We start from the raw sequence: 17,989 nt of genomic DNA on the forward strand, positions 1-17,989 counted from the left end.
TTCTGAACCTCCGGATGCAGAAAATCCTTGCGTTAGCGCAGTTTAGCGCCAGCTTTCAAGGCGCATACAGCGTCCTCCCGGCGGGATGTCGGCGACGTCGTGGGTCACCAGAATGACCGGGATCTGCCGCTGCTTAATTTCAGCGAAAACCCACTGGCGGAAGCTGTCGCGCAGGACGGCATCCAGCCCGCTGAAGGGTTCATCAAGCAGCAGCGCTTCGGGCTCAGCTAGCAGCGAACGCAGCAGCGCGACGCGCGCCCGTTGGCCGCCGGAAAGCGTGGCCGGATCGCGGGAATAAAAGCCGCTCAGCCCGGCGTACTCAAGTGCGGCCTCCGCCTTTTGCCGACGAAGGCTACGGGGCACGGAACCGGGCAGGGCGAGCAGCAAATTTTGCCCAACGCTGAAGTGGTCAAACAGCAGCGCATCCTGAAACAGAATGCCGATCCGCCGCGCTTCCGTTGGCAGGATGTCGCAGCGCCTGTCGTTGAGCCACAGCGCTCCGCTGGCATGCAGGTTGTTCTCCGACGCTCCCACTATCCAGTTAAGCAGCGTAGATTTACCGCTACCGGAAACGCCCATCAGGGTCAGAATCTCGCCGTTGTTGGCGTGAAAACTGACGTTGTTGAGCAGCGTCTCGTGCGCATATCTCAGAGAGAGGTTGTCTACTTTTAGCATCAGCGAAGTCCTTGTCGATAATGTCCCACTATGCGCAGCATCAGCGCGACAGCCAGGAAGATCATGCCGGGAAGCAAAAGCTGCCACAGGGCCTCAGCGGCAAGCATCGGCGTGCTGCCGCCGCTGCTGAGTGCCACCGCCTCGGTAGTCAGCGTGGCGATACGTCCGGCGCTGAGCCAGACCGTTGGTAAATATTGCGCGATGCTGACCGAAAAACCGACCGCCAGCGCCGCCAGCAGCGGGCGCAGTAGCAGTGGGCATTTCATCAGCCAGAAGCCGCGCCAGCGGCTCCAGCCTAATGTCCGGGCAATGGTCGTGAGCCTGGGGTCAAGGCGCTGCCAGGCCGGTTGCAGGATAAACAGCATCCAGGGCACGACCCACAGAAGGTGCCCCCACAGCACCGTCAGCCACTCACCGTCCTGAAAGCTTAGCAGCGCCAGCTGATACTGCCCGGCGGCGAGCGGGAGGGCAGGCAGCACCAGCGGCAGCCACACCCAGGCGGTGAAGCGCTTTGCCCCGAACTCCAGCCAGAGTAAGCAAAGCACTACGCCGATCGAAGCGGACGCCAGCCCCAGCCATAAGCTGGCAGCGATATTGTCGGTGGTTGCCATTTCACCATCGGCCAGTAACGCCAGGGTCACCACACAAAGCAGGCCGCTCAGAGACAGCAGACCGCTCAGGGCTATCCCCGGCAGGGCAAACGCCCGGGAATGGCGAACGCCGCCAAAGTCAGGGATTTGGGTACGAAACAGACGCCACAGTAGATGAGCCAGCAGCATCAGCGTTGCCAGCAGAAATAACAAAAGCAGGCAGACCAGAGCGCCCAGGGCCTGCTGCTGCTCGTTCCCCTGCGAAAGCCACTGCCACGCCAGCACCGCAAGCGTCGGCGGATTGCCAGGCCCGAGAATTAACGCGACATCCACCGCCGACAACGTCCAGGCGGTAGTCGCCAGTAGCACGACGCGTAGCTGTGGCAAAAGCTGCGGCAGGATAATCCAGGCCAGGCACTGCCAGCGGCCATAGCCCTGGCTGCGCAGCGTCAGGCTTTGCTCCGCCAGCCGTTTCTCCCCGAGCAGGGCGTACATCGCCCACAGCAAAAAGACACTCTCCTTCACCGCCAGCGTCAGGCCGAGTCCAATGCCGTAGCGGTCAATCGGCGGCGTGAGCTGGGGAAACTGGCGAAACAGCCAGCCGCCTTCAGCGAACAGCAGAAGGGCTGCGCTGGCGAAGGCCACGTGAGGCACCGCCAGCATGAGCGGAAGGCGCACCGCCAGCCGCTGCCAGCCACGGGAAGGCCACAGGGCCGCCACTACGCAGAACGCGATAATCAACGCGCCGAAAACGGCCGTCAGCGTGGATATCAGCGTTGCAAGCGTTGCCTGCCAAAGCTGCGGATCGCTGAACAGCGATTGCCAGTTACCAGGCGAAAACGCGGGCGTGAGAAGCTGAACGGCGGCGGGCAGCAGCGGCAGATAAATCAGCCCCATCGCGGCCCACAGCAGGCCAGTCAGTGCGTACCGTAGCGGCGCAGCCATTCCTGCTCCAGCGCGTTAACCCAGGCGGCGTGCGGTTCAGCCAGTACCGGCGGAGCAGTTTCTGCCTGTGCGGCAGGCCAGGGGTGGGGGAGTTTTTGGATATCAAGGACGGTCGGATCGCCCCAGACGGCAGGATCGGCTTTATGCTGCTGAGCCTGCGGTGAAAGCAGGAAATTCGCCACCACTTTTGCCCCTGCCGCAGAACGGGCGTTGGCCGGAATGGCGACAAAATGCACGTTGCCAATCATGCCCTGGGCAAAACCGAAGCTGTAGCTGTCCTTTGGCAGTTCGCCGCGAGCGACTTTCTGGCTGGCGTGTGCAGGATTAAAGGTCAGCGACAGGTGCAGCGTGCCGTTGGCAAGCATGTCATCCATGCGGGCGGGCGATGCTGGGAAGTCGCTGCCTTTACGCCATAGCTGCGGGTGGAGCTTGTCTAAATACGACCACAGCGGCGCAGTGACGTTAGCAAATGTCGCCTGGTCAGGAGGTTGTTTCAGCGCATCAGGCTGCTGCGTCAGAGTCAGCAAGAGCTGCTCCAGAAAAGCCGTGGCGGTGAAGTCCGGCGGGCGAGGATAGGTTACCGTGCCCGGATGCGCCGTGGCAAAAGTGAGTAACTCCTGAGGCGTTTGCGGCGGCTGCGGGGTTTGTTCCCGGCGGGCAATGAACGTCAGCTGTGCACTGCCCCAGGGGGATTCCGCCCCGTCGGTCGGTATGGAAAAATCTTCCCGCACCGGCTTTTGCAGATCGACATAGCGCCAGTTTGGCAGCTGCTGCGCCCAGCCCGTTTGCAGTAAATTTGCCTCTTTCAGGGTACGGAAGTTTTCGCCGTTGACCCACAGCAAATCCACCGAGCCCCCTTTGGTCCGCCCGGCCTTCGCTTCCGTCTGAATGCGCTTTACTGCGTCTGCGGCGTCGGCAAGGCGCACGATTTTCAGGGTAACGCCATAGTCGCGTTTGACCTCGCTACTGGCCCAGTCGAGATAGCGGTTAACCGCCGGGTCGCCACCCCAGGCGTTGAACCACACGGTCTGCCCGCGCGCCTCCTGTTCAGTTTGCTGCCACTGCGTGGATGCGAATGCACACGGCGTAACCGCCAGCAGCGTCATCCATAACATACTCCGGGAAAATGTTGGCATCAGTGGCGTCTCTTCTGGCGTTGTTGGGTAATTTTTTTGACCATCACAATGAGGATAGCCAGGGCAAAAGCGATCAGCAGGCCGGTAACCAGCCAGTAAGTGCCGCCGGTCAGCATGCTGCCGACGCAGGAATAGACGATGGTGGCGGGCAACTGGCCGATTCCGGTCGCGACAAAAAAGGCGCGAAAGCGCAGGGACGTCAGCCCGGCGGCGTAGCTCACCGGGTCGAACGGCACGAAGGGCAGCAGGCGGCAAATCAGAATAGTGTGTTTGCCATAGCGGGTAAAAAAGCTGTCCACGCTTTCCAGTACGGTTTTGCCGGTGAGTTTTTCCACCGCATCGCGTCCGAGAATACGGGCAAGATAAAAGCAGAATGCGGCACCCGCCATGGAGCTGGTCCAGGACAATATACCGCCCGAGAAGGCACCAAATAGCGAGGCGTTGGCGAAGGTAATCAGAAAGGCGGGCAGCGGGGCAACGATAGCCTGCAAAATCATCAGGAAGAACGACACGGCAGCAGCCTGCGGCCCCCATGCGCGGATAAAGCGCTCGATTGCCGCTTGATCGAGGGTGGCGAAGGCGGCGAGGCTGCCGTTCACCAGCGTTCTGACCGTCGGGGAAATCCACCAGGCCGCCACCAGCGCGCAGAGCAGCACCAGCAAAGCGATGCGGTAAACCCGGTTCATTGCGATAACCCTGTGGCGCTTACGCCCTTGCGGCGCGCCCACGCTTTCGCAGTCCGGACGAGCATGAAAAGGAGAGCGCCCGCCACGCAGAGCTTCAGGAAAAACAGGTGTGTAACGCCATGAGTGGCGAGATCGTCAGCCATCAGCGTATAAATCAGCAGTCCCGGAAAGGTGGTCAGGATGGATATCAGGGTAAACGGCCAGAAGGCGATGGCGGTGAGGCCGTAGGCGTAATTCTGCAGCGTCCAGGGAAACAGCGGAATCAGGCGGGTAAACAGCAGAAAGTCCACGCCGTGTCGGTGGATACCGTTTTCTATGGCCTGAAAAACGGCGCTCTGCCCGAAGGCGTGTACCAGCAGATCGCGACCCAGCGCTCGCGCAAGCAAGAAGCAGAGGGAGCTTGCCAGCGTCGATGCCACCACGGAAAGCAGCGTGCCGTAAAGCGGGCCAAAAATAACGCCTCCGGCAATCACCAGCAGGCTGCCTGGCATAAAACAGACCGCCGCGAGAATAAACAGCAGAACGTAGAGCGCCGCACCGAATGTGCCGCTCTGGCGAATAAGCGTCTGAAGCTGTGACAGATGAAGCAGGGGATCGGTCATCCTGCCGTGGTGAAGTGCGAAAATCAGAATGCCGGAAAGGGCAATAAAGAGCAGAAGCTTAACGACTTTCCCTTTCAGAACTTCTTTGGCATCCGTTTCTCCGTGGTTCAGGCAATGAGGGGCGGCATTTTAGCAAGCTTTGCCTGATTCACGTCTTTGATATGGCGCAAATAAAGCCGATTGCCTGCGAAAAACCTGACGCCGGGGGGGCGTCAGGTCGCGCTAAATCAGCCCTTAAACGTCGCCCAGACCGGCGCGTGATCGGACGGTTTTTCCATGCTGCGGATGTCATAGTCGATACCGGTCTCAACGCAGTGCGGCGCCAGGCCCTGGCTTGCCAGCAGCAGATCGATGCGCAGACCACGGTTGTCGTCGAAGCCTTTCGAACGGTAGTCAAACCACGAGAATTTATCCTGCGTTTCCGGGTGGGCGTGACGGAAGGTATCCACCAGACCCCAGCCCATCAGCCGCTCCATCCATTCACGCTCTTCCGGCAGGAACGAGCACTTTCCGGTGCGCAGCCAGCGCTTGCGGTTCTCTTCGCCAATGCCGATATCGAGATCCGTCGGGCTGATGTTCATGTCGCCCATGATCAGCACCGGATTCTCCTTTTTCAGCTCGCCCGTCAGGTAGTTCTGCAGGTTCTGGTAGAACAGCTCTTTGGCCGGGAACTTCAGCGGATGGTCGCGGCTTTCGCCCTGCGGGAAGTAGCCGTTAATCACCGTCACGTTGCCGAATGCAGAAGGGACTTCCGCCATAATGATGCGGCGCTGCGCGTCTTCACCGTCGCCTGGAAAGCCACGGCGAACGGAAACCGGGGTCTCTTTGGTCAGCAGCGCCACGCCGTAGTGGCCTTTCTGCCCGTGATAAAACACGTTGTAGCCGAGCTTTGCCACGTCTTCGAGCGGGAACATATCATCGTGAACTTTGGTTTCCTGAAGGCCGATCACATCAGGCTGATGCTTCTCAACGATGGCTTCCAGCTGATGCGGGCGGGCACGCAGGCCGTTGATATTAAAGGAGACGAATTTCATAGTTGCTGTTACTGTGTAAGGTGAATGATGCAGGGATGTTAGCAGAATTTGTGGCGCCTGACTTCTGCAGTGTTATGCTGTTGCGGCCCCGGCCTGATAGCCGGGCCATGTCATTTCAATGCCCGCAGCCTTGCCAGCACCGTCGGGAAGAATTCTGCTACGGTCGGATGGATGGGCAGGGCCTGCTGCATCAGCCTGTAGCTCGCGCCTGTCGCCATAAAGTTAGTGATGACCGCGATAATTTCGTCCCCGCCAATGCCGAGGATGGCTGCGCCGAGAAAACGCTCGCTTTCGGCATCGATGATAAACCGCATCATGCCCCAGGTTTCATCTTCCTCTTTCGCGCGGCTGACGTCGGCCATGGCGATTTCCGCTACCAGAATCTTTTGCCCTTTGTTTGCAAGCGCCTTTGCCTGAGAAAGTGTGATGCCCACGCGACCCAAAGGCGGGTCGGTAAACATGGCGTAGCTCAGCACGCGCCTGTCGGCATCCTGCCATTGCCCTGCGGGATGCTGACCGTCGAATTCCGCCAACACAATCTGGTGATCGTGATAGCTGGTGTGCGTAAACGCGCCGCGTCCGTTAACGTCGCCGAGCGCTTTGATACCGGCCACGCTGGTATTGAAGCGTGCATCGGTGCGAATAAAGCCACGCGCATTCGTTTCCACACCCACGGCGCTAAGATTCAGGCGTTCAACGTTGGTCTGCCGCCCGGTAGCAAACAGAATGTGGCTGCCGTGAATTTCTTGGTTATCGCTGAGACGGGCGCTCAGGCCTTCATCACTACGCATTAGCTGATTGACGCTGCTGTTCAGGTAAAATGCGATCCCTTCGGCACGCAGGAACTCTGCAATGTGCTCGCTGATGTCCTCATCTTCGCGTTCGGCAATCCGCCCGGTACGATGAATGATGGAAACCTGCGCGCCCAGCCGGCGGAAGATTTGCCCCAGCTCAAGCCCGATGTAGCTGGCACCCACGATAATTAAATGTGCTGGACATTCGGTCAGCGCCAGAATGCTGACGTTATCCAGATACGGCACGCTCTCGATTCCAGGCACATCGGGAATGACCGCACGGGTGCCGGTATTCAGGTAGACGCGCGCCGTAGAAAGGGTTTCGCCGTTGGTCTCAATCAGAAATCGGTCGCCGTCGCGCCCCTGAAAGCTCGCCCAGCCGTGGAGAGTTTCGACATTCGCCGTCGCGTCAAGCCAGTCCGTCAGGCCAAGCCGCGAAGTTTCAACCCGCGCCCGCATGCGCTGCATCGCTGCTGCAAAATCGACGCTGACCGGCCCTGTCATCACGCCAAATTCCGCGGCCCGGCTTACCATATGCGCCACGCGGGCGGATTTGCGCAGCGTTTTGGTCGGCGTACAGCCCACGTTCACGCAGGTTCCGCCCAGTAAATTGCCTTCGATCAGCGCGACCCGCTGGCCTCTCTCTGCTAACTCAACGGCAAGCGAGGGCGCTGCCTGGCCTGCACCAATCAGAATTGCATCAAAGTGCCGCATTGATACCCCACTCAGCTGTTCACGAAATAATCAGATTCAGCGTAGTGCAGAGCGGTAAGGGTGACAAACCTGCTCTTTTACAGGGCATTCCGCTCCATTTTGGGGCGCAGACTTACGATAAATGTCGCTGCCTTCACAGAACGTGAATTAAGTTCCTCTAATGCATAATGCTGCAATTATTAACGCTGCTAATGGCACAGAAATCCCTTTCTATTCACTTTATATGCAGATTCGGTGAATAGCGTTTGGCTGTAACTTATTGATATTAAGTTGCCCACTTCCGTTTATGCACTTTTGTCGCTGGCTGGCACGATGCGTGCAATATACATTTACAGCACAAACACTCATTTTTATTAACATCACAATAACGTAATTGTTACCGGAAGAGGTTGCTATGAATCAGTCAGTGACGCGTGGAAATTTTGACGATTGGATGATGCCGGTTTACGCCCCGGCGCCTTTTATTCCGGTACGTGGGGAAGGTTCTCGCCTGTGGGATCAGCAGGGGAAAGAATACATTGATTTTGCAGGTGGTATCGCGGTGAACGCGCTGGGGCATGCGCACCCGGCGATGGTGCAGGCGCTGACCGAACAGGCAGGCAAGTTCTGGCATACCGGCAACGGCTACAGCAACGAGCCGGTGCTGAAGCTTGCGAAGCAGCTTATCGATGCGACCTTTGCCGACAAAATTTTCTTCTGCAATTCCGGTGCTGAAGCCAACGAAGCTGCTCTGAAGCTGGCGCGCAAGTATGCCCATGACAAATTTGGCCCGCAGAAAAGCGGCATCGTGGCCTTCAAAAATGCCTTCCATGGCCGGACGTTGTTCACCGTGAGTGCGGGCGGTCAGCCTTCTTATTCCCAGGATTTTGCACCGCTGCCGCCGCAGATCCAGCACGCGATTTATAACGATATCGACTCGGCTCGCGCACTGATTAATGACGACACCTGCGCGGTGATCGTCGAGCCCGTGCAGGGCGAAGGCGGTGTGGTTCCGGCTACTCCGGCGTTTCTGCAAGAGCTGCGTGCGCTGTGCGATAAGCACAATGCAGTGCTGATTTTCGATGAAGTTCAGACCGGCGTGGGCCGCACCGGCGAGCTCTATGCCTACATGCATTACGGCGTAACCCCGGACGTGCTCTCAACGGCAAAAGCGCTGGGCGGCGGTTTCCCGATTGGTGCGCTGCTGGCTCGTGATGAGTTCGCCCGCGTTATGACCGTCGGCACCCACGGCACCACCTACGGCGGCAACCCACTAGCCTGTGCGGTGGCGGGTGTGGTATTCGGCATGATCAATACCCATGAGGTGCTGAACGGTGTGAAGCAACGCCATCAGTGGTTTACTGAACGCCTGACGGCGATCAATGCGAAATTTGCTCTGTTCGACGATATTCGCGGCATGGGCCTGCTTATTGGCTGCGTGCTGAAGGCTGAGTATGCCGGGAAAGCGAAGCAAATTAGCCAGCTTGCCGCAGAAAACGGCCTGATGGTGCTGATTGCAGGGGCCAACGTCGTGCGCTTTGCGCCAGCGCTTATCATCAGCGAAGAAGAGGTGAAGACCGGCCTTGACCGCTTCGCCAGCACCTGTGAACGCTTTGTCGCCGGGGTGACATCATGATGGTGATTCGCCCGGTCGGACGCGAGGATTTGTCCGGCGTGCTGGCTCTGGCAGGGAAAACCGGCGGCGGCCTGACGTCGCTTCCCGTGGATGAAAAAACGCTTGCCGACCGCATTGAGCGCTCTATTAATACCTGGAGCGGCAGCCTGGAGAAGGGCGATCAGGGTTATGTGTTCGTGCTGGAGGATACTGAACAGGGGCGCGTGGCCGGGATCTGCGCCATTGAAGTTGCAGTCGGCCTGCATGACCCGTGGTACAACTACCGCGTGGGAACGCTGGTCCACGCTTCAAAAGAGCTGAACGTTTACAACGCATTACCGACGCTATTCCTTACTCATGACCACACTGGAAGCAGCGAGCTTTGCACGCTGTTCCTTGACCCGGACTGGCGTAAAGAGGGTAACGGCTATCTGTTGTCGAAATCCCGTTTTCTGTTTATGGCGGCGTTCCGCGATCGCTTCAACGAAAAAGTTGTCGCTGAGATGCGCGGCGTTATCGATGAACATGGCTACTCCCCGTTCTGGGAAAGCCTCGGCCAGCGCTTCTTCTCCATGCCGTTTGCGCGCGCTGATTACCTGTGCGGCACCGGGCAGAAAGCATTCATCGCTGAGCTGATGCCGAAGCACCCGATCTACACCGATTTCCTGACGCCGGAAGCGCGTGCGGTGATTGGCGAAGTGCATCCGCAAACCGCGCCCGCCCGTGCGGTGCTGGAGAAAGAAGGATTCCGCTACCGTAACTACGTTGATATTTTCGACGGCGGTCCGACGCTGGAATGCGACGTGGATCGCATCCGGGCCATCCGTAAAAGCCGTCTGGTGGAAGTGGGGGAAGGTCAGCCCGCGCCGGGCGAGCTGCCAACCTGTCTGGTGGCGAACGAAAACTATGAGCACTTTCGCGCGATGCTGGTGCAGGCCGATCCGCACACCGACAAACTGTTACTGAGCGCGAAACAGCTGGATGCCCTGAAGTGTCATGCGGGTGACCGCGTGCGGCTGGTGCGTCTTTGCCCTGAGGAGAAAAAAGTATGAGTCTATGGATCAACGGCGACTGGGTCGCCGGGCGCGCAGAGGCACGCAGCAAAGCCAACCCGGTCACACACGAAGCGGTGTGGCGCGGAAATGATGCGGATGCTGAACAGGTCGCTGAGGCCGTCCGGGCTGCCCGTGCCGCATTCCCTGCATGGGCAAAACTGCCGTTCAGCGCTCGTCAGCAAATTGCAGAAAAATTTGCTTCTCTGCTGGAAGAACATAAAGCAGCGTTGACCGAAGTCATCGCCCGCGAAACCGGCAAACCGCGCTGGGAGGCGGCGACGGAAATCGGCGCGATGATGAACAAAATTGCCATTTCGGTGAAGGGCTATCATAGCCGCACTGGCGAACAGGCAACGCCAATGCCTGACGGCGCGGCAACCCTGCGCCACCGTCCGCATGGCGTGCTGGCGGTATTCGGCCCCTACAACTTCCCCGGCCATTTGCCGAACGGACATATCGTCCCTGCGCTGCTGGCGGGCAATACCGTCGTTTTCAAACCGAGCGAACTGACGCCGATGAGCGGCGAAGCGGTCGTGAAGCTATGGGAGAAGGCGGGATTACCGGCGGGCGTACTGAACCTGATTCAGGGCGGTCGTGCTGTGGGGGAAGCCCTGAGCTCACAGGCCGATCTCGATGGCCTGCTGTTCACCGGCAGCTCAAACACCGGCTTCACGCTGCACCGCCAGCTGGCCGGGCAGCCGCAGAAAATTCTTGCGCTTGAAATGGGCGGCAACAACCCGCTGATTATCGATGAGCCGCAGGATCTTGACGCCGCTGTTCACGTCGCTGTGCAGTCTGCGTTCATTACCGCCGGGCAGCGTTGCACCTGCGCACGCCGTCTGCTGGTAAAACGCGGTGAAGCGGGCGACGCCTTCCTCAAACGCCTTGTCGACGTGACCCGTCGTATTATTCCGGGCAGCTGGAATGCGGAACCACAGCCGTTTATCGGTGGGCTGATTTCCGAACAGGCTGCACAAAACGTTCGTACCGCATGGCTGCAACACGTGGCTAACGGCGGCGTGACGCTACTGGAGCCTCGTCTGCTGGAGCCAGGCACGTCGCTTGTGACGCCAGGGATTATCGACATGACGCAGGTGCAGAACGTGCCGGATGAAGAAGTGTTCGGTCCGCTGCTGTGCGTGTGGCGCTACGACGAATTTGATGAGGCCATCCAGCTTGCCAATAACACCCGCTATGGCCTTTCCTGTGGGCTGGTCTCCGCTGAACGTGAAAAATTCGACCAGCTGCTGCTGGAAGCCCGGGCCGGAATCGTCAACTGGAACAAGCCGTTGACGGGTGCCGCAAGTACCGCGCCGTTTGGTGGCGTGGGCGCTTCGGGCAATCACCGTCCGGGGGCATGGTATGCCGCGGATTACTGTGCGTGGCCGATGGCAAGCCTTGAGTCTCCTGCGCTAGTGTTGCCGGGCACGCTGAATCCTGGCCTCGATTTTTCCGCTGAGGTGACATCATGAAGGCCTGGGAAGTGAACTTCGATGGCCTGCCGGGGCTGACGCACCACTATGCCGGGCTGTCATTTGGCAATGAGGCGTCAACGAAGCATCGTTTTCGCGTCTCTAATCCGCAGCTTGCCGCGAAGCAGGGGCTGCTGAAGATGAAAGCGCTGGCGGATCTCGGCTATAAACAGGCGGTTCTGCCTCCGCAGGAGCGCCCTAATGTGTCATTGCTGCGCCAGCTGGGCTTCAGCGGCAGCGACGAGCAGGTGATTGCAAAGGCCGCCGCGCTGGCGCCGCAGCTGCTTTCTTCCGTCAGTTCGGCTTCCTCAATGTGGGTGGCGAATGCCGCCACGGTTTGCCCTTCCGCAGACGCGCTCGACGGAAAAGTGCACCTGACGGTGGCCAACCTCAATAACAAATTCCATCGCGCCAGCGAAGCGCCGACCACTGAGGCGGTGCTGAGGGCGATTTTCAGCAATGAGCAGGCCTTTGCCGTTCATGGTGCGCTGCCGCAGGTGGCGATGTTCGGTGATGAAGGGGCGGCGAACCATAACCGCCTCGGCGGTGAGTACGGCCAGCCCGGCCTGCAGCTTTTCGTCTATGGTCGGGAAGAGAACGGCCATCATCAGCCTCTGCGCTACCCGGCACGCCAGACGCTGGAGGCGAGTCAGGCCGTGGCGCGGCTCAATCAGGTCAATCCGCAGCAGGTTGTATTCGCTCAGCAAAACCCGTCGGTGATTGACCAGGGCGTGTTTCATAATGACGTGATCGCCGTCAGCAACCGCCAGGTGCTGTTCTGCCATGAGCAGGCATTCCTCAATCAGCCGCAGCTTCTGGCACAGCTGGCTGAGCGCGTACCGGGCTTCACGCCGATCGAAGTGCCCACCTCGCGCGTGTCAGTCAATGACGCGGTGGCGACGTACCTGTTCAACAGCCAGCTGCTGAGCAAACCCGACGGCAGCATGATGCTGGTGCTGCCAAAAGAGTCCCAGGAGCATCAGGGGGTCTGGTCTTATCTTAACGATATGCTGGTGCAGGATAACCCGATTAACGAGCTGAAGGTGTTCGACCTGCGTGAAAGCATGGCCAACGGCGGCGGCCCGGCGTGCCTGCGCCTGCGTGTCGTGCTTAATGAAGCGGAGATGCAGGCGGTTAACCCGTCGGTTCTGATGAACGATCGCCTGTTCGATACCCTGAATACCTGGGTTGACCGCTATTATCGCGATCGCCTGACGCAGGCCGATTTAGCCGATCCGCAGCTGCTGCGCGAAGGGCGCGAGGCACTGGATCAGCTGACGCAAATTCTGGGGCTGGGCTCGGTTTATCCGTTCCAGCAATAAAAGGAGGCGTAATGATGGACTTTCTGGCGCTGACTCTGGCCGGCGAACAACCGACGCAGACGCGCGGAGAAACGGAGCTGTTTCACTGGCAGTGGCATGACACTGGCCTGCTGGAGCTGACGCCGTTTGTCTCCAGCGCCCGTGCAATGGTGCTCTCTGCGGGCATTCATGGCAACGAAACGGCCCCGGTTGAAATGCTGGATGCGCTGCTGAAGGCCCTGTTTGCTGGCACCATCACGCTAAGCTGGCGCCTGCTGGTGGTGCTCGGCAATCCTCCCGCTCTGGCAGAGAATAAGCGCTATCTGCACAGCGATCTGAACCGGATGTTTGGCGGACGCTGGCATGAGTTTGTCCCGTCGCTGGAAACGGCGCGGGCGGCGCGGCTGGAGCACGCGCTGTCACAGTTCTGGCAGCCGCTGGACAGCGAGCGCTGGCATCTCGATCTGCATACTGCCATTCGCGGGTCGCACCACGTTCGGTTTGGCGTGCTGCCGCTGCGCAAAGAACCCTGGGACGAGGCATTTCTGCACTGGCTTGGCGCGGCGGGGCTCGAGGCGCTGGTGTTTCATCAAAGCCCTGGCGGAACGTTTACGCATTACAGCACCGAGCGTTTCAGCGCGCTCGCCTGCACGCTGGAACTCGGTAAAGCGCTGCCGTTTGGTCAGAACGATTTAAACCAGTTCTCCACGACGCAGCGGGCGATGGCGCGGCTGCTTGGCGGTGATATCGCTTCGGCACCTTTGCCGCAGAAGTACAGGGTGGCGCAACAAATCACCCGGCACGACGACCGCTTTGTGCTGCATATGTCCAATGACACGCTGAACTTTACGCCGTTTAGTGAAGGTACTCTGTTGGCGGAGGAGGGGGACATGCGTTGGCAGGTGAAGTACGAAACGGAATATGTGCTGTTCCCTAATCCCAACGTTGCGCCAGGCCTGCGGGCGGGTCTGATGCTGGTTCGTGAAAAGAATTAGTGTTTAATAAAGGGCGTGGAACACAATCTGCGCCGTTTTATCATTGCTGAACCAAAAATGTTTTTACGAACAATTGCGGACTATTCTTATAAACCGCTTTTTAATTAATCAGGACTGCGCTAAACTTCTTCATAATCTCTTTAATAACAGTCTATTAGTTATTATTCCTCGCAACTCTCCATCATTTTTCCTTATTTTCTTCATAATTGGTTAAAACAGCGTTTTTGTACTTTCATTGTTTTACGCTTGCTCTGACTAATTGACGTTGAACCCCGTAAAGTTAATCACGTCAACACGGCGATGTGCAGTAAAAATCTTGTTGTAAACATTGCCGTAAAAAATAACTGAAAGTAAGGAATATACGATGAAAAAGCTGACTACTCTGATTCTTGCCTCTACCCTGGCTCTGGGCGCAACCGGCCTGGCTCACGCGGTTGAAACCTCGGTAACGGGCACCACAGACGCTGCACCAATGATGCATCACAAAGGTAAGCCGGGCATGCATCATGACATGATGTTCAAAGGCCTGAACCTGACCGATGCGCAGAAGCAGCAAATCCGTGACATCATGAAAGAGCAGCGCGGCAAAATGCAGCGTCCGTCCCTCGACGAACGTCGCGCCATGCATAGCCTGATTGCCAGCGACACCTTCGATAAAGCGAAAGCCGAAGAGATGGTGAGCAAAATGGAAGCGCAGCACAAAGAGATGGCCGTTTCCCGCATGGAAACGCAGAACAAGATTTACAACATTCTGACCCCGGAACAGAAAAAGCAGTTTAATGCCAATTTTGAGAAGCGTCTGACAGAACGTCACGCACCGGAAGGTAAAATGGCCCCCGCTGCTGAATAATTCGGTCGCACAGTCTTAAGACCGCCGGTCCTGCCCATACGCCGCTCAGGCTGTGGGCAGAACCGGCGGTTTTTCTTTGTCTGCCTGTTGCCGCATTCCCGGTATGCTGCCTTAGCAGCCACCATTTGATTCTTTTTTATGCAATATCAGTATCTTACCTTCATGCTTGCGTAAAGCCGCTAAGGCAATGGCCGTCCTGTGCCGATACTCCGTCCGTGGTGAACAAAAAAAGACAATAAACAGGGCTGCCTTCGTCGCGGCCTGAGTCGTTCTTCAGGAGTGATGATGGAATACTTTGATATTCGCAAGATGCCGGTCAGTCTGTGGAAAAATGGCGCAGGAGAAACGCGCGAACTGTGCTGTTTTCCACCCGGCACACGCGATTTTACATGGCGTGCCAGCATTGCTTCTATTGCGGGCAACGGCGAGTTTTCTGCATTTCCAGGCGTAGATCGTGTCATGACGCTGCTGGAGGGCGGTGAAGTGACGCTCGACGGCGGGAAGGACTTTCACCATACGCTGAAACGCTTTCAGCCATTCGGATTTGCCGGTGAGCAGACGGTGCGAGCCGAGCTTTCCGAAGGACAGATGTCAATGGAGCTGAATATCATGACCCGCCGTGAGCGCTGTCAGGCAAAGGTGCGCGTGGCGGACAGGACATTCACCAGCTTTGGCGCGCGCGGCGGCATGGTGCTGGTGCTGAGCGGAGCATGGCAGCTCGGCGATAAGCTGCTCACCGCCGACCAGGGGGCGTTCTGGCAGGACGAGCAGCACACGATACGCCTGCTGAAAGACGAAGGAAAAATTCTCTACAGTGCGATTAGCCTGAACCCGACCTGGCCGTCAGATAGCGTCAGCCAGGTCGATAATTTCAGCCTCGCGGGCTAACAGCGGCTTGCAGAGAATTTTGTAGCCGTCGTGATCGAACCCGGCAGGCAGGCGACGCAGCGTGTCTGCATCGGCTAATGCGCTGACCGAGCCCAGCCACAGCCAGTTGTGGATGATCAGGTAGTCGGTCATGCCTTCGCTGCTCTCCTTTAACGCAATCGCACCTTTCCACGGCCAGCAGGTCAGCTGAAGTTTTGCCAGTCCTGCCAGCAGCCGCTGCTGGTGCGCCTCAACGCTTTCTTTCCCACAGCAGGCTCCTGCACAGCGTTTTAACGCCGAGCGAAAACAGCCGCGGCCCCGCGTGACCGCTTCAAGCCCCAAAATGCCATAACACAGCTGGTGTTCATCGGCGATGGCCTGCAATGCCTGAAGCGCTGCGCGCCGGTTGGCAAAAAGGCCATACAGGCCGGGCTGGTGTGCAAAATCAATCTCTTTGGCGTACACCACCTGGGGCTGTGCATCTTTCAATAGCAGAGAACAGAGCTGACGGTTGCGTCGCAGGCGCTTGTTGAATAGCGGCTGCCGCTCTTTGATGAGTCGGGCTTCAAGCAGCAATGCACCGATTTCCCCGGCGGTGCGGATCCAGGTGATGTGCCGTGACTGGCGCAGCAGGGCGGCTTCATCGGGCGTGCGCATGTGTGACAGGATACGGCTGCGCAGATTGACGCTTTTCCCAATATAAAGCGGCAGCGTGTCGCTTTCGCCATGGAAAATGTAAACCCCGGGCAGAGAAGGCAGGGCTTCCAGCGACGGGCGCAGATGTTCGGGATATTCATAAATTGCCGCCGCTTCAAATTCCAGACGCGGGGCGAATTGACGCCGGGCCACATTCTCTCCTGATGCTGTTTATGCATACAGTGTAGCAATGAAGAACGATGCAGAAAAGAGAATTGCCGGGCGGTGCTTCACTTGCCCGGCTAACAGGTAAATTTAGTCGGCCGGGTAAGACGTTAGTCGCCACCCGGCAATGATTGGCTGGCTCAGCGCTTCCAGAACGTGTCAAATACCGTGATCGGCGGGCGACGCTTGTGTTCTGTCTTCAGGTACCAGCCTTCGATGATGTTGGCGATGCCGGGATCAACCTGCTTGCCTTCAAGATAATCGTCGATGTTGTTATAGGTCACGCCGAGTGCGGCTTCGTCAGGCAGAGAAGGGCGATCGTCTTCGAGATCCGCTGTCGGGGCTTTCTTATACAGATGCTCCGGGCAGCCGAGCGCGGCTAACAGCTGTTTGCCCTGGCGCTTGTTGAGACGGAAAATCGGATTGATGTCGGTGCCGCCGTCGCCGTATTTGGTGAAGAACCCGGTGATGGCCTCTGCGGCATGATCGGTGCCGACCACCACACCTTTGGTCATTCCTGCAATGCTGTACTGTGCCTTCATGCGCTCGCGCGCTTTCTCGTTACCACGGACAAAATCGCTCAGCTCAATGCCTGCTTCGCGCAGAGCCTGTTCGCTTGCCAGTACGGCGCCCTTAATATTGACCGTCAGCACGCGATCCGGCTGGATAAACTCAATGGCATCCTGGCAATCCTGCTCATCTGCCTGCACGCCATAGGGCAGGCGCACGGCAATAAATTGCAGGTTCGCGTCACCGTTCTCTTCGCGCAGTTCGCTGATGGCCATCTGGCAGAGTTTGCCGGTCAACGTAGAGTCCTGGCCGCCGCTGATGCCGAGTACCAGTGATTTTATGAATGGATAAGTCGTGAGATACGATTTGAGAAAATCCACGCTGCGGCGGATCTCTTCTTCGCTGTTGACCTGCGGCTTCGCGCCGAGTGCAGCAATAATCTCTTGTTGCAGAGCCATTTACCCCTCCCCGAAAAGTTGTCGTGTCTTCGCTAAAGCTACCTCTTTGCCGGGAAAACGACAAGGATCACAGTTTTGAGTGCCGCAAAATAGCGCGATTCAGCAGTAAATCGTAATTTCAATAGAATTTTCCTAAAGTTATGCCATCTTTGCCCTTGGGTTGAAAAATATCACTCTTTATTCCAGGCTTATAACACACTGATAAAAAAGAGGACGGAATATGAACAAGAACGTAGCGGGAATTTTAGGTGCAGCAGCAGTACTGACTATGTTGGCGGGTTGTACCGCTTACGATCGTACCAAAGACCAGTTCACCCAGCCGGTGGTCAAAGACGTGAAAAAAGGCATGAGCCGAGACCAGGTTATGCAGATTGCCGGTAAGCCATCATCCGAAATTACGATGATTCATGCGAAGGGGACTTGTCAGACTTATATCCTGGGTCAACGCGATGGTAAAACTGAGACCTACTTCGTTGCCCTTGATAACACCGGGCACGTGATGAATTCCGGCTATCAGTCCTGTGATGAGTACGATACCGACCCACAGGCTGCCAAGTAACCAACTCCCATAATCTGCTGAGTTCTGCGCAAGCCCGGCCTTTTGGTCGGGCTTTTTACTGCCTGAATGTGCTTATTTAATTGCGCGAATTATTTGGCCAAAATGTGAGGGTAGTCATAACCGGAGGTCAATGAGAGACAATTCAGGTTTGCCAGGAATTATCCTGCGCCAGTTTGATGCCGTATACTCACCTCATAAACACAAAGTAACAATTCGTTACCATCATTATGTCGTCGCGTTGAGAGCCGGATGCCTCACGTGACGGTCAGAAAATGCAAATTGAGGAAGCGA

17 protein-coding genes are annotated in these 17,989 nt (G+C 57.6%); 8 read left to right on the forward strand and 9 right to left on the reverse strand.

All coding sequences use genetic code 11. From position 1 onward, the window contains the following. Positions 1-42: 42 nt before the first annotated feature. The 7 genes from RTU33_RS08145 to RTU33_RS08175 form a co-directional block, all read right to left on the reverse strand. Positions 43-675: an ATP-binding cassette domain-containing protein gene (locus tag RTU33_RS08145; RefSeq protein WP_312626534.1), complete on the reverse strand. Its 633-nt coding sequence runs from the start codon at positions 673-675 to the stop codon at positions 43-45. Then, entirely contained in the window at positions 675-2,210 is a 1,536-nt protein-coding gene (locus tag RTU33_RS08150; RefSeq protein WP_312626535.1) for a thiamine ABC transporter permease, read from the reverse strand. Before RTU33_RS08150 ends, RTU33_RS08145 begins: the two co-directional genes overlap by 1 nt. Beyond that, on the reverse strand, positions 2,183-3,346 hold the full coding sequence (locus tag RTU33_RS08155; RefSeq protein WP_409438233.1) for an ABC transporter substrate-binding protein: 1,164 nt from the start codon (positions 3,344-3,346) through the stop codon (positions 2,183-2,185). Before RTU33_RS08155 ends, RTU33_RS08150 begins: the two co-directional genes overlap by 28 nt. Beyond that, positions 3,346-4,032: a TVP38/TMEM64 family protein gene (locus tag RTU33_RS08160; RefSeq protein ID WP_312626537.1), complete on the reverse strand. Its 687-nt coding sequence runs from the start codon at positions 4,030-4,032 to the stop codon at positions 3,346-3,348. The genes RTU33_RS08155 and RTU33_RS08160 overlap by 1 nt, the downstream gene beginning before the upstream one ends. After that, positions 4,029-4,664 carry a TVP38/TMEM64 family protein gene (locus RTU33_RS08165; RefSeq protein ID WP_409438241.1) on the reverse strand — a complete coding sequence of 212 codons (636 nt, stop codon included), beginning with the start codon at positions 4,662-4,664 and terminating at the stop codon, positions 4,029-4,031. The genes RTU33_RS08160 and RTU33_RS08165 overlap by 4 nt, the downstream gene beginning before the upstream one ends. 197 nt (positions 4,665-4,861) lie before the next feature. Then, positions 4,862-5,668 carry an exodeoxyribonuclease III gene (gene xthA, locus RTU33_RS08170; protein ID WP_312626538.1) on the reverse strand — a complete coding sequence of 269 codons (807 nt, stop codon included), beginning with the start codon at positions 5,666-5,668 and terminating at the stop codon, positions 4,862-4,864. Between the two features lie 110 nt (positions 5,669-5,778). Beyond that, positions 5,779-7,176: a mercuric reductase gene (locus RTU33_RS08175; RefSeq protein ID WP_312626539.1), complete on the reverse strand. Its 1,398-nt coding sequence runs from the start codon at positions 7,174-7,176 to the stop codon at positions 5,779-5,781. Positions 7,177-7,570: 394 nt separating this feature from the next. On the opposite strand from RTU33_RS08175, the gene RTU33_RS08180 reads away from it, so the two are divergent. From RTU33_RS08180 to ves, 7 genes are all read left to right on the forward strand, one after another. Beyond that, positions 7,571-8,791, forward strand: a complete 1,221-nt coding sequence (locus RTU33_RS08180; protein WP_312626540.1) for an aspartate aminotransferase family protein — start codon at positions 7,571-7,573, stop codon at positions 8,789-8,791. After that, entirely contained in the window at positions 8,788-9,822 is a 1,035-nt protein-coding gene (gene astA / locus RTU33_RS08185) for an arginine N-succinyltransferase (protein ID WP_312626541.1), read from the forward strand. Before RTU33_RS08180 ends, astA begins: the two co-directional genes overlap by 4 nt. Further along, the gene (gene astD / locus RTU33_RS08190; protein WP_312626542.1) at positions 9,819-11,297 is read left to right on the forward strand and encodes a succinylglutamate-semialdehyde dehydrogenase; all 1,479 of its coding nucleotides are present in this window, start codon (positions 9,819-9,821) and stop codon (positions 11,295-11,297) included. Before astA ends, astD begins: the two co-directional genes overlap by 4 nt. Beyond that, on the forward strand, positions 11,294-12,619 hold the full coding sequence (gene astB / locus RTU33_RS08195; RefSeq protein WP_312626543.1) for an N-succinylarginine dihydrolase: 1,326 nt from the start codon (positions 11,294-11,296) through the stop codon (positions 12,617-12,619). Before astD ends, astB begins: the two co-directional genes overlap by 4 nt. 11 nt (positions 12,620-12,630) lie before the next feature. Beyond that, positions 12,631-13,593 carry a succinylglutamate desuccinylase gene (gene astE, locus RTU33_RS08200; RefSeq protein WP_312626544.1) on the forward strand — a complete coding sequence of 321 codons (963 nt, stop codon included), beginning with the start codon at positions 12,631-12,633 and terminating at the stop codon, positions 13,591-13,593. 364 nt (positions 13,594-13,957) lie between these two features. Further along, positions 13,958-14,443, forward strand: coding sequence for an ATP-independent periplasmic protein-refolding chaperone Spy (gene spy, locus RTU33_RS08205; protein ID WP_312626545.1), 486 nt, complete (start codon positions 13,958-13,960; stop codon positions 14,441-14,443). Positions 14,444-14,728: 285 nt separating this feature from the next. Next, positions 14,729-15,331, forward strand: coding sequence for an environmental stress-induced protein Ves (ves, locus tag RTU33_RS08210; RefSeq protein ID WP_312626766.1), 603 nt, complete (start codon positions 14,729-14,731; stop codon positions 15,329-15,331). On the opposite strand, the gene cho is transcribed toward ves, so the two are convergent. Together cho and nadE are read right to left on the reverse strand one after the other, a co-directional pair. Beyond that, entirely contained in the window at positions 15,287-16,159 is an 873-nt protein-coding gene (gene cho, locus RTU33_RS08215; protein WP_312626546.1) for an excinuclease Cho, read from the reverse strand. The two genes, ves and cho, sit on opposite strands and share 45 nt — an antisense overlap. Positions 16,160-16,311: 152 nt before the next feature. Then, positions 16,312-17,139 (reverse strand): ammonia-dependent NAD(+) synthetase, encoded by an 828-nt coding sequence (gene nadE, locus RTU33_RS08220; RefSeq protein ID WP_312626547.1) that lies wholly within the window; start codon positions 17,137-17,139, stop codon positions 16,312-16,314. Positions 17,140-17,359: 220 nt separating this feature from the next. Here nadE and osmE point away from each other — a divergent pair, with 220 nt between their 5' ends. Further along, positions 17,360-17,698, forward strand: a complete 339-nt coding sequence (osmE, locus tag RTU33_RS08225; RefSeq protein ID WP_312626548.1) for an osmotically-inducible lipoprotein OsmE — start codon at positions 17,360-17,362, stop codon at positions 17,696-17,698. Positions 17,699-17,989 lie beyond the last annotated feature (291 nt).

It is taken from the genome of Scandinavium sp., from assembly GCF_032012665.1.
In the GTDB taxonomy this organism is placed as follows: Bacteria; Pseudomonadota; Gammaproteobacteria; order Enterobacterales; family Enterobacteriaceae; genus Scandinavium.

Coding starts and splice junctions, on each gene's coding strand:
- RTU33_RS08145 (WP_312626534.1), bottom strand. CDS start 675: ATGCTAAAAGTAGACAACCTCTCTCTGAGATATGCGCACGAGACGCTG.
- RTU33_RS08150 (WP_312626535.1), bottom strand. CDS start 2,210: ATGGCTGCGCCGCTACGGTACGCACTGACTGGCCTGCTGTGGGCCGCG.
- RTU33_RS08155 (WP_409438233.1), bottom strand. CDS start 3,346: ATGCCAACATTTTCCCGGAGTATGTTATGGATGACGCTGCTGGCGGTT.
- RTU33_RS08160 (WP_312626537.1), bottom strand. CDS start 4,032: ATGAACCGGGTTTACCGCATCGCTTTGCTGGTGCTGCTCTGCGCGCTG.
- xthA (WP_312626538.1), bottom strand. CDS start 5,668: ATGAAATTCGTCTCCTTTAATATCAACGGCCTGCGTGCCCGCCCGCAT.
- RTU33_RS08175 (WP_312626539.1), bottom strand. CDS start 7,176: ATGCGGCACTTTGATGCAATTCTGATTGGTGCAGGCCAGGCAGCGCCC.
- RTU33_RS08180 (WP_312626540.1), top strand. CDS start 7,571: ATGAATCAGTCAGTGACGCGTGGAAATTTTGACGATTGGATGATGCCG.
- astA (WP_312626541.1), top strand. CDS start 8,788: ATGATGGTGATTCGCCCGGTCGGACGCGAGGATTTGTCCGGCGTGCTG.
- astD (WP_312626542.1), top strand. CDS start 9,819: ATGAGTCTATGGATCAACGGCGACTGGGTCGCCGGGCGCGCAGAGGCA.
- astB (WP_312626543.1), top strand. CDS start 11,294: ATGAAGGCCTGGGAAGTGAACTTCGATGGCCTGCCGGGGCTGACGCAC.
- astE (WP_312626544.1), top strand. CDS start 12,631: ATGATGGACTTTCTGGCGCTGACTCTGGCCGGCGAACAACCGACGCAG.
- spy (WP_312626545.1), top strand. CDS start 13,958: ATGAAAAAGCTGACTACTCTGATTCTTGCCTCTACCCTGGCTCTGGGC.
- ves (WP_312626766.1), top strand. CDS start 14,729: ATGGAATACTTTGATATTCGCAAGATGCCGGTCAGTCTGTGGAAAAAT.
- nadE (WP_312626547.1), bottom strand. CDS start 17,139: ATGGCTCTGCAACAAGAGATTATTGCTGCACTCGGCGCGAAGCCGCAG.
- osmE (WP_312626548.1), top strand. CDS start 17,360: ATGAACAAGAACGTAGCGGGAATTTTAGGTGCAGCAGCAGTACTGACT.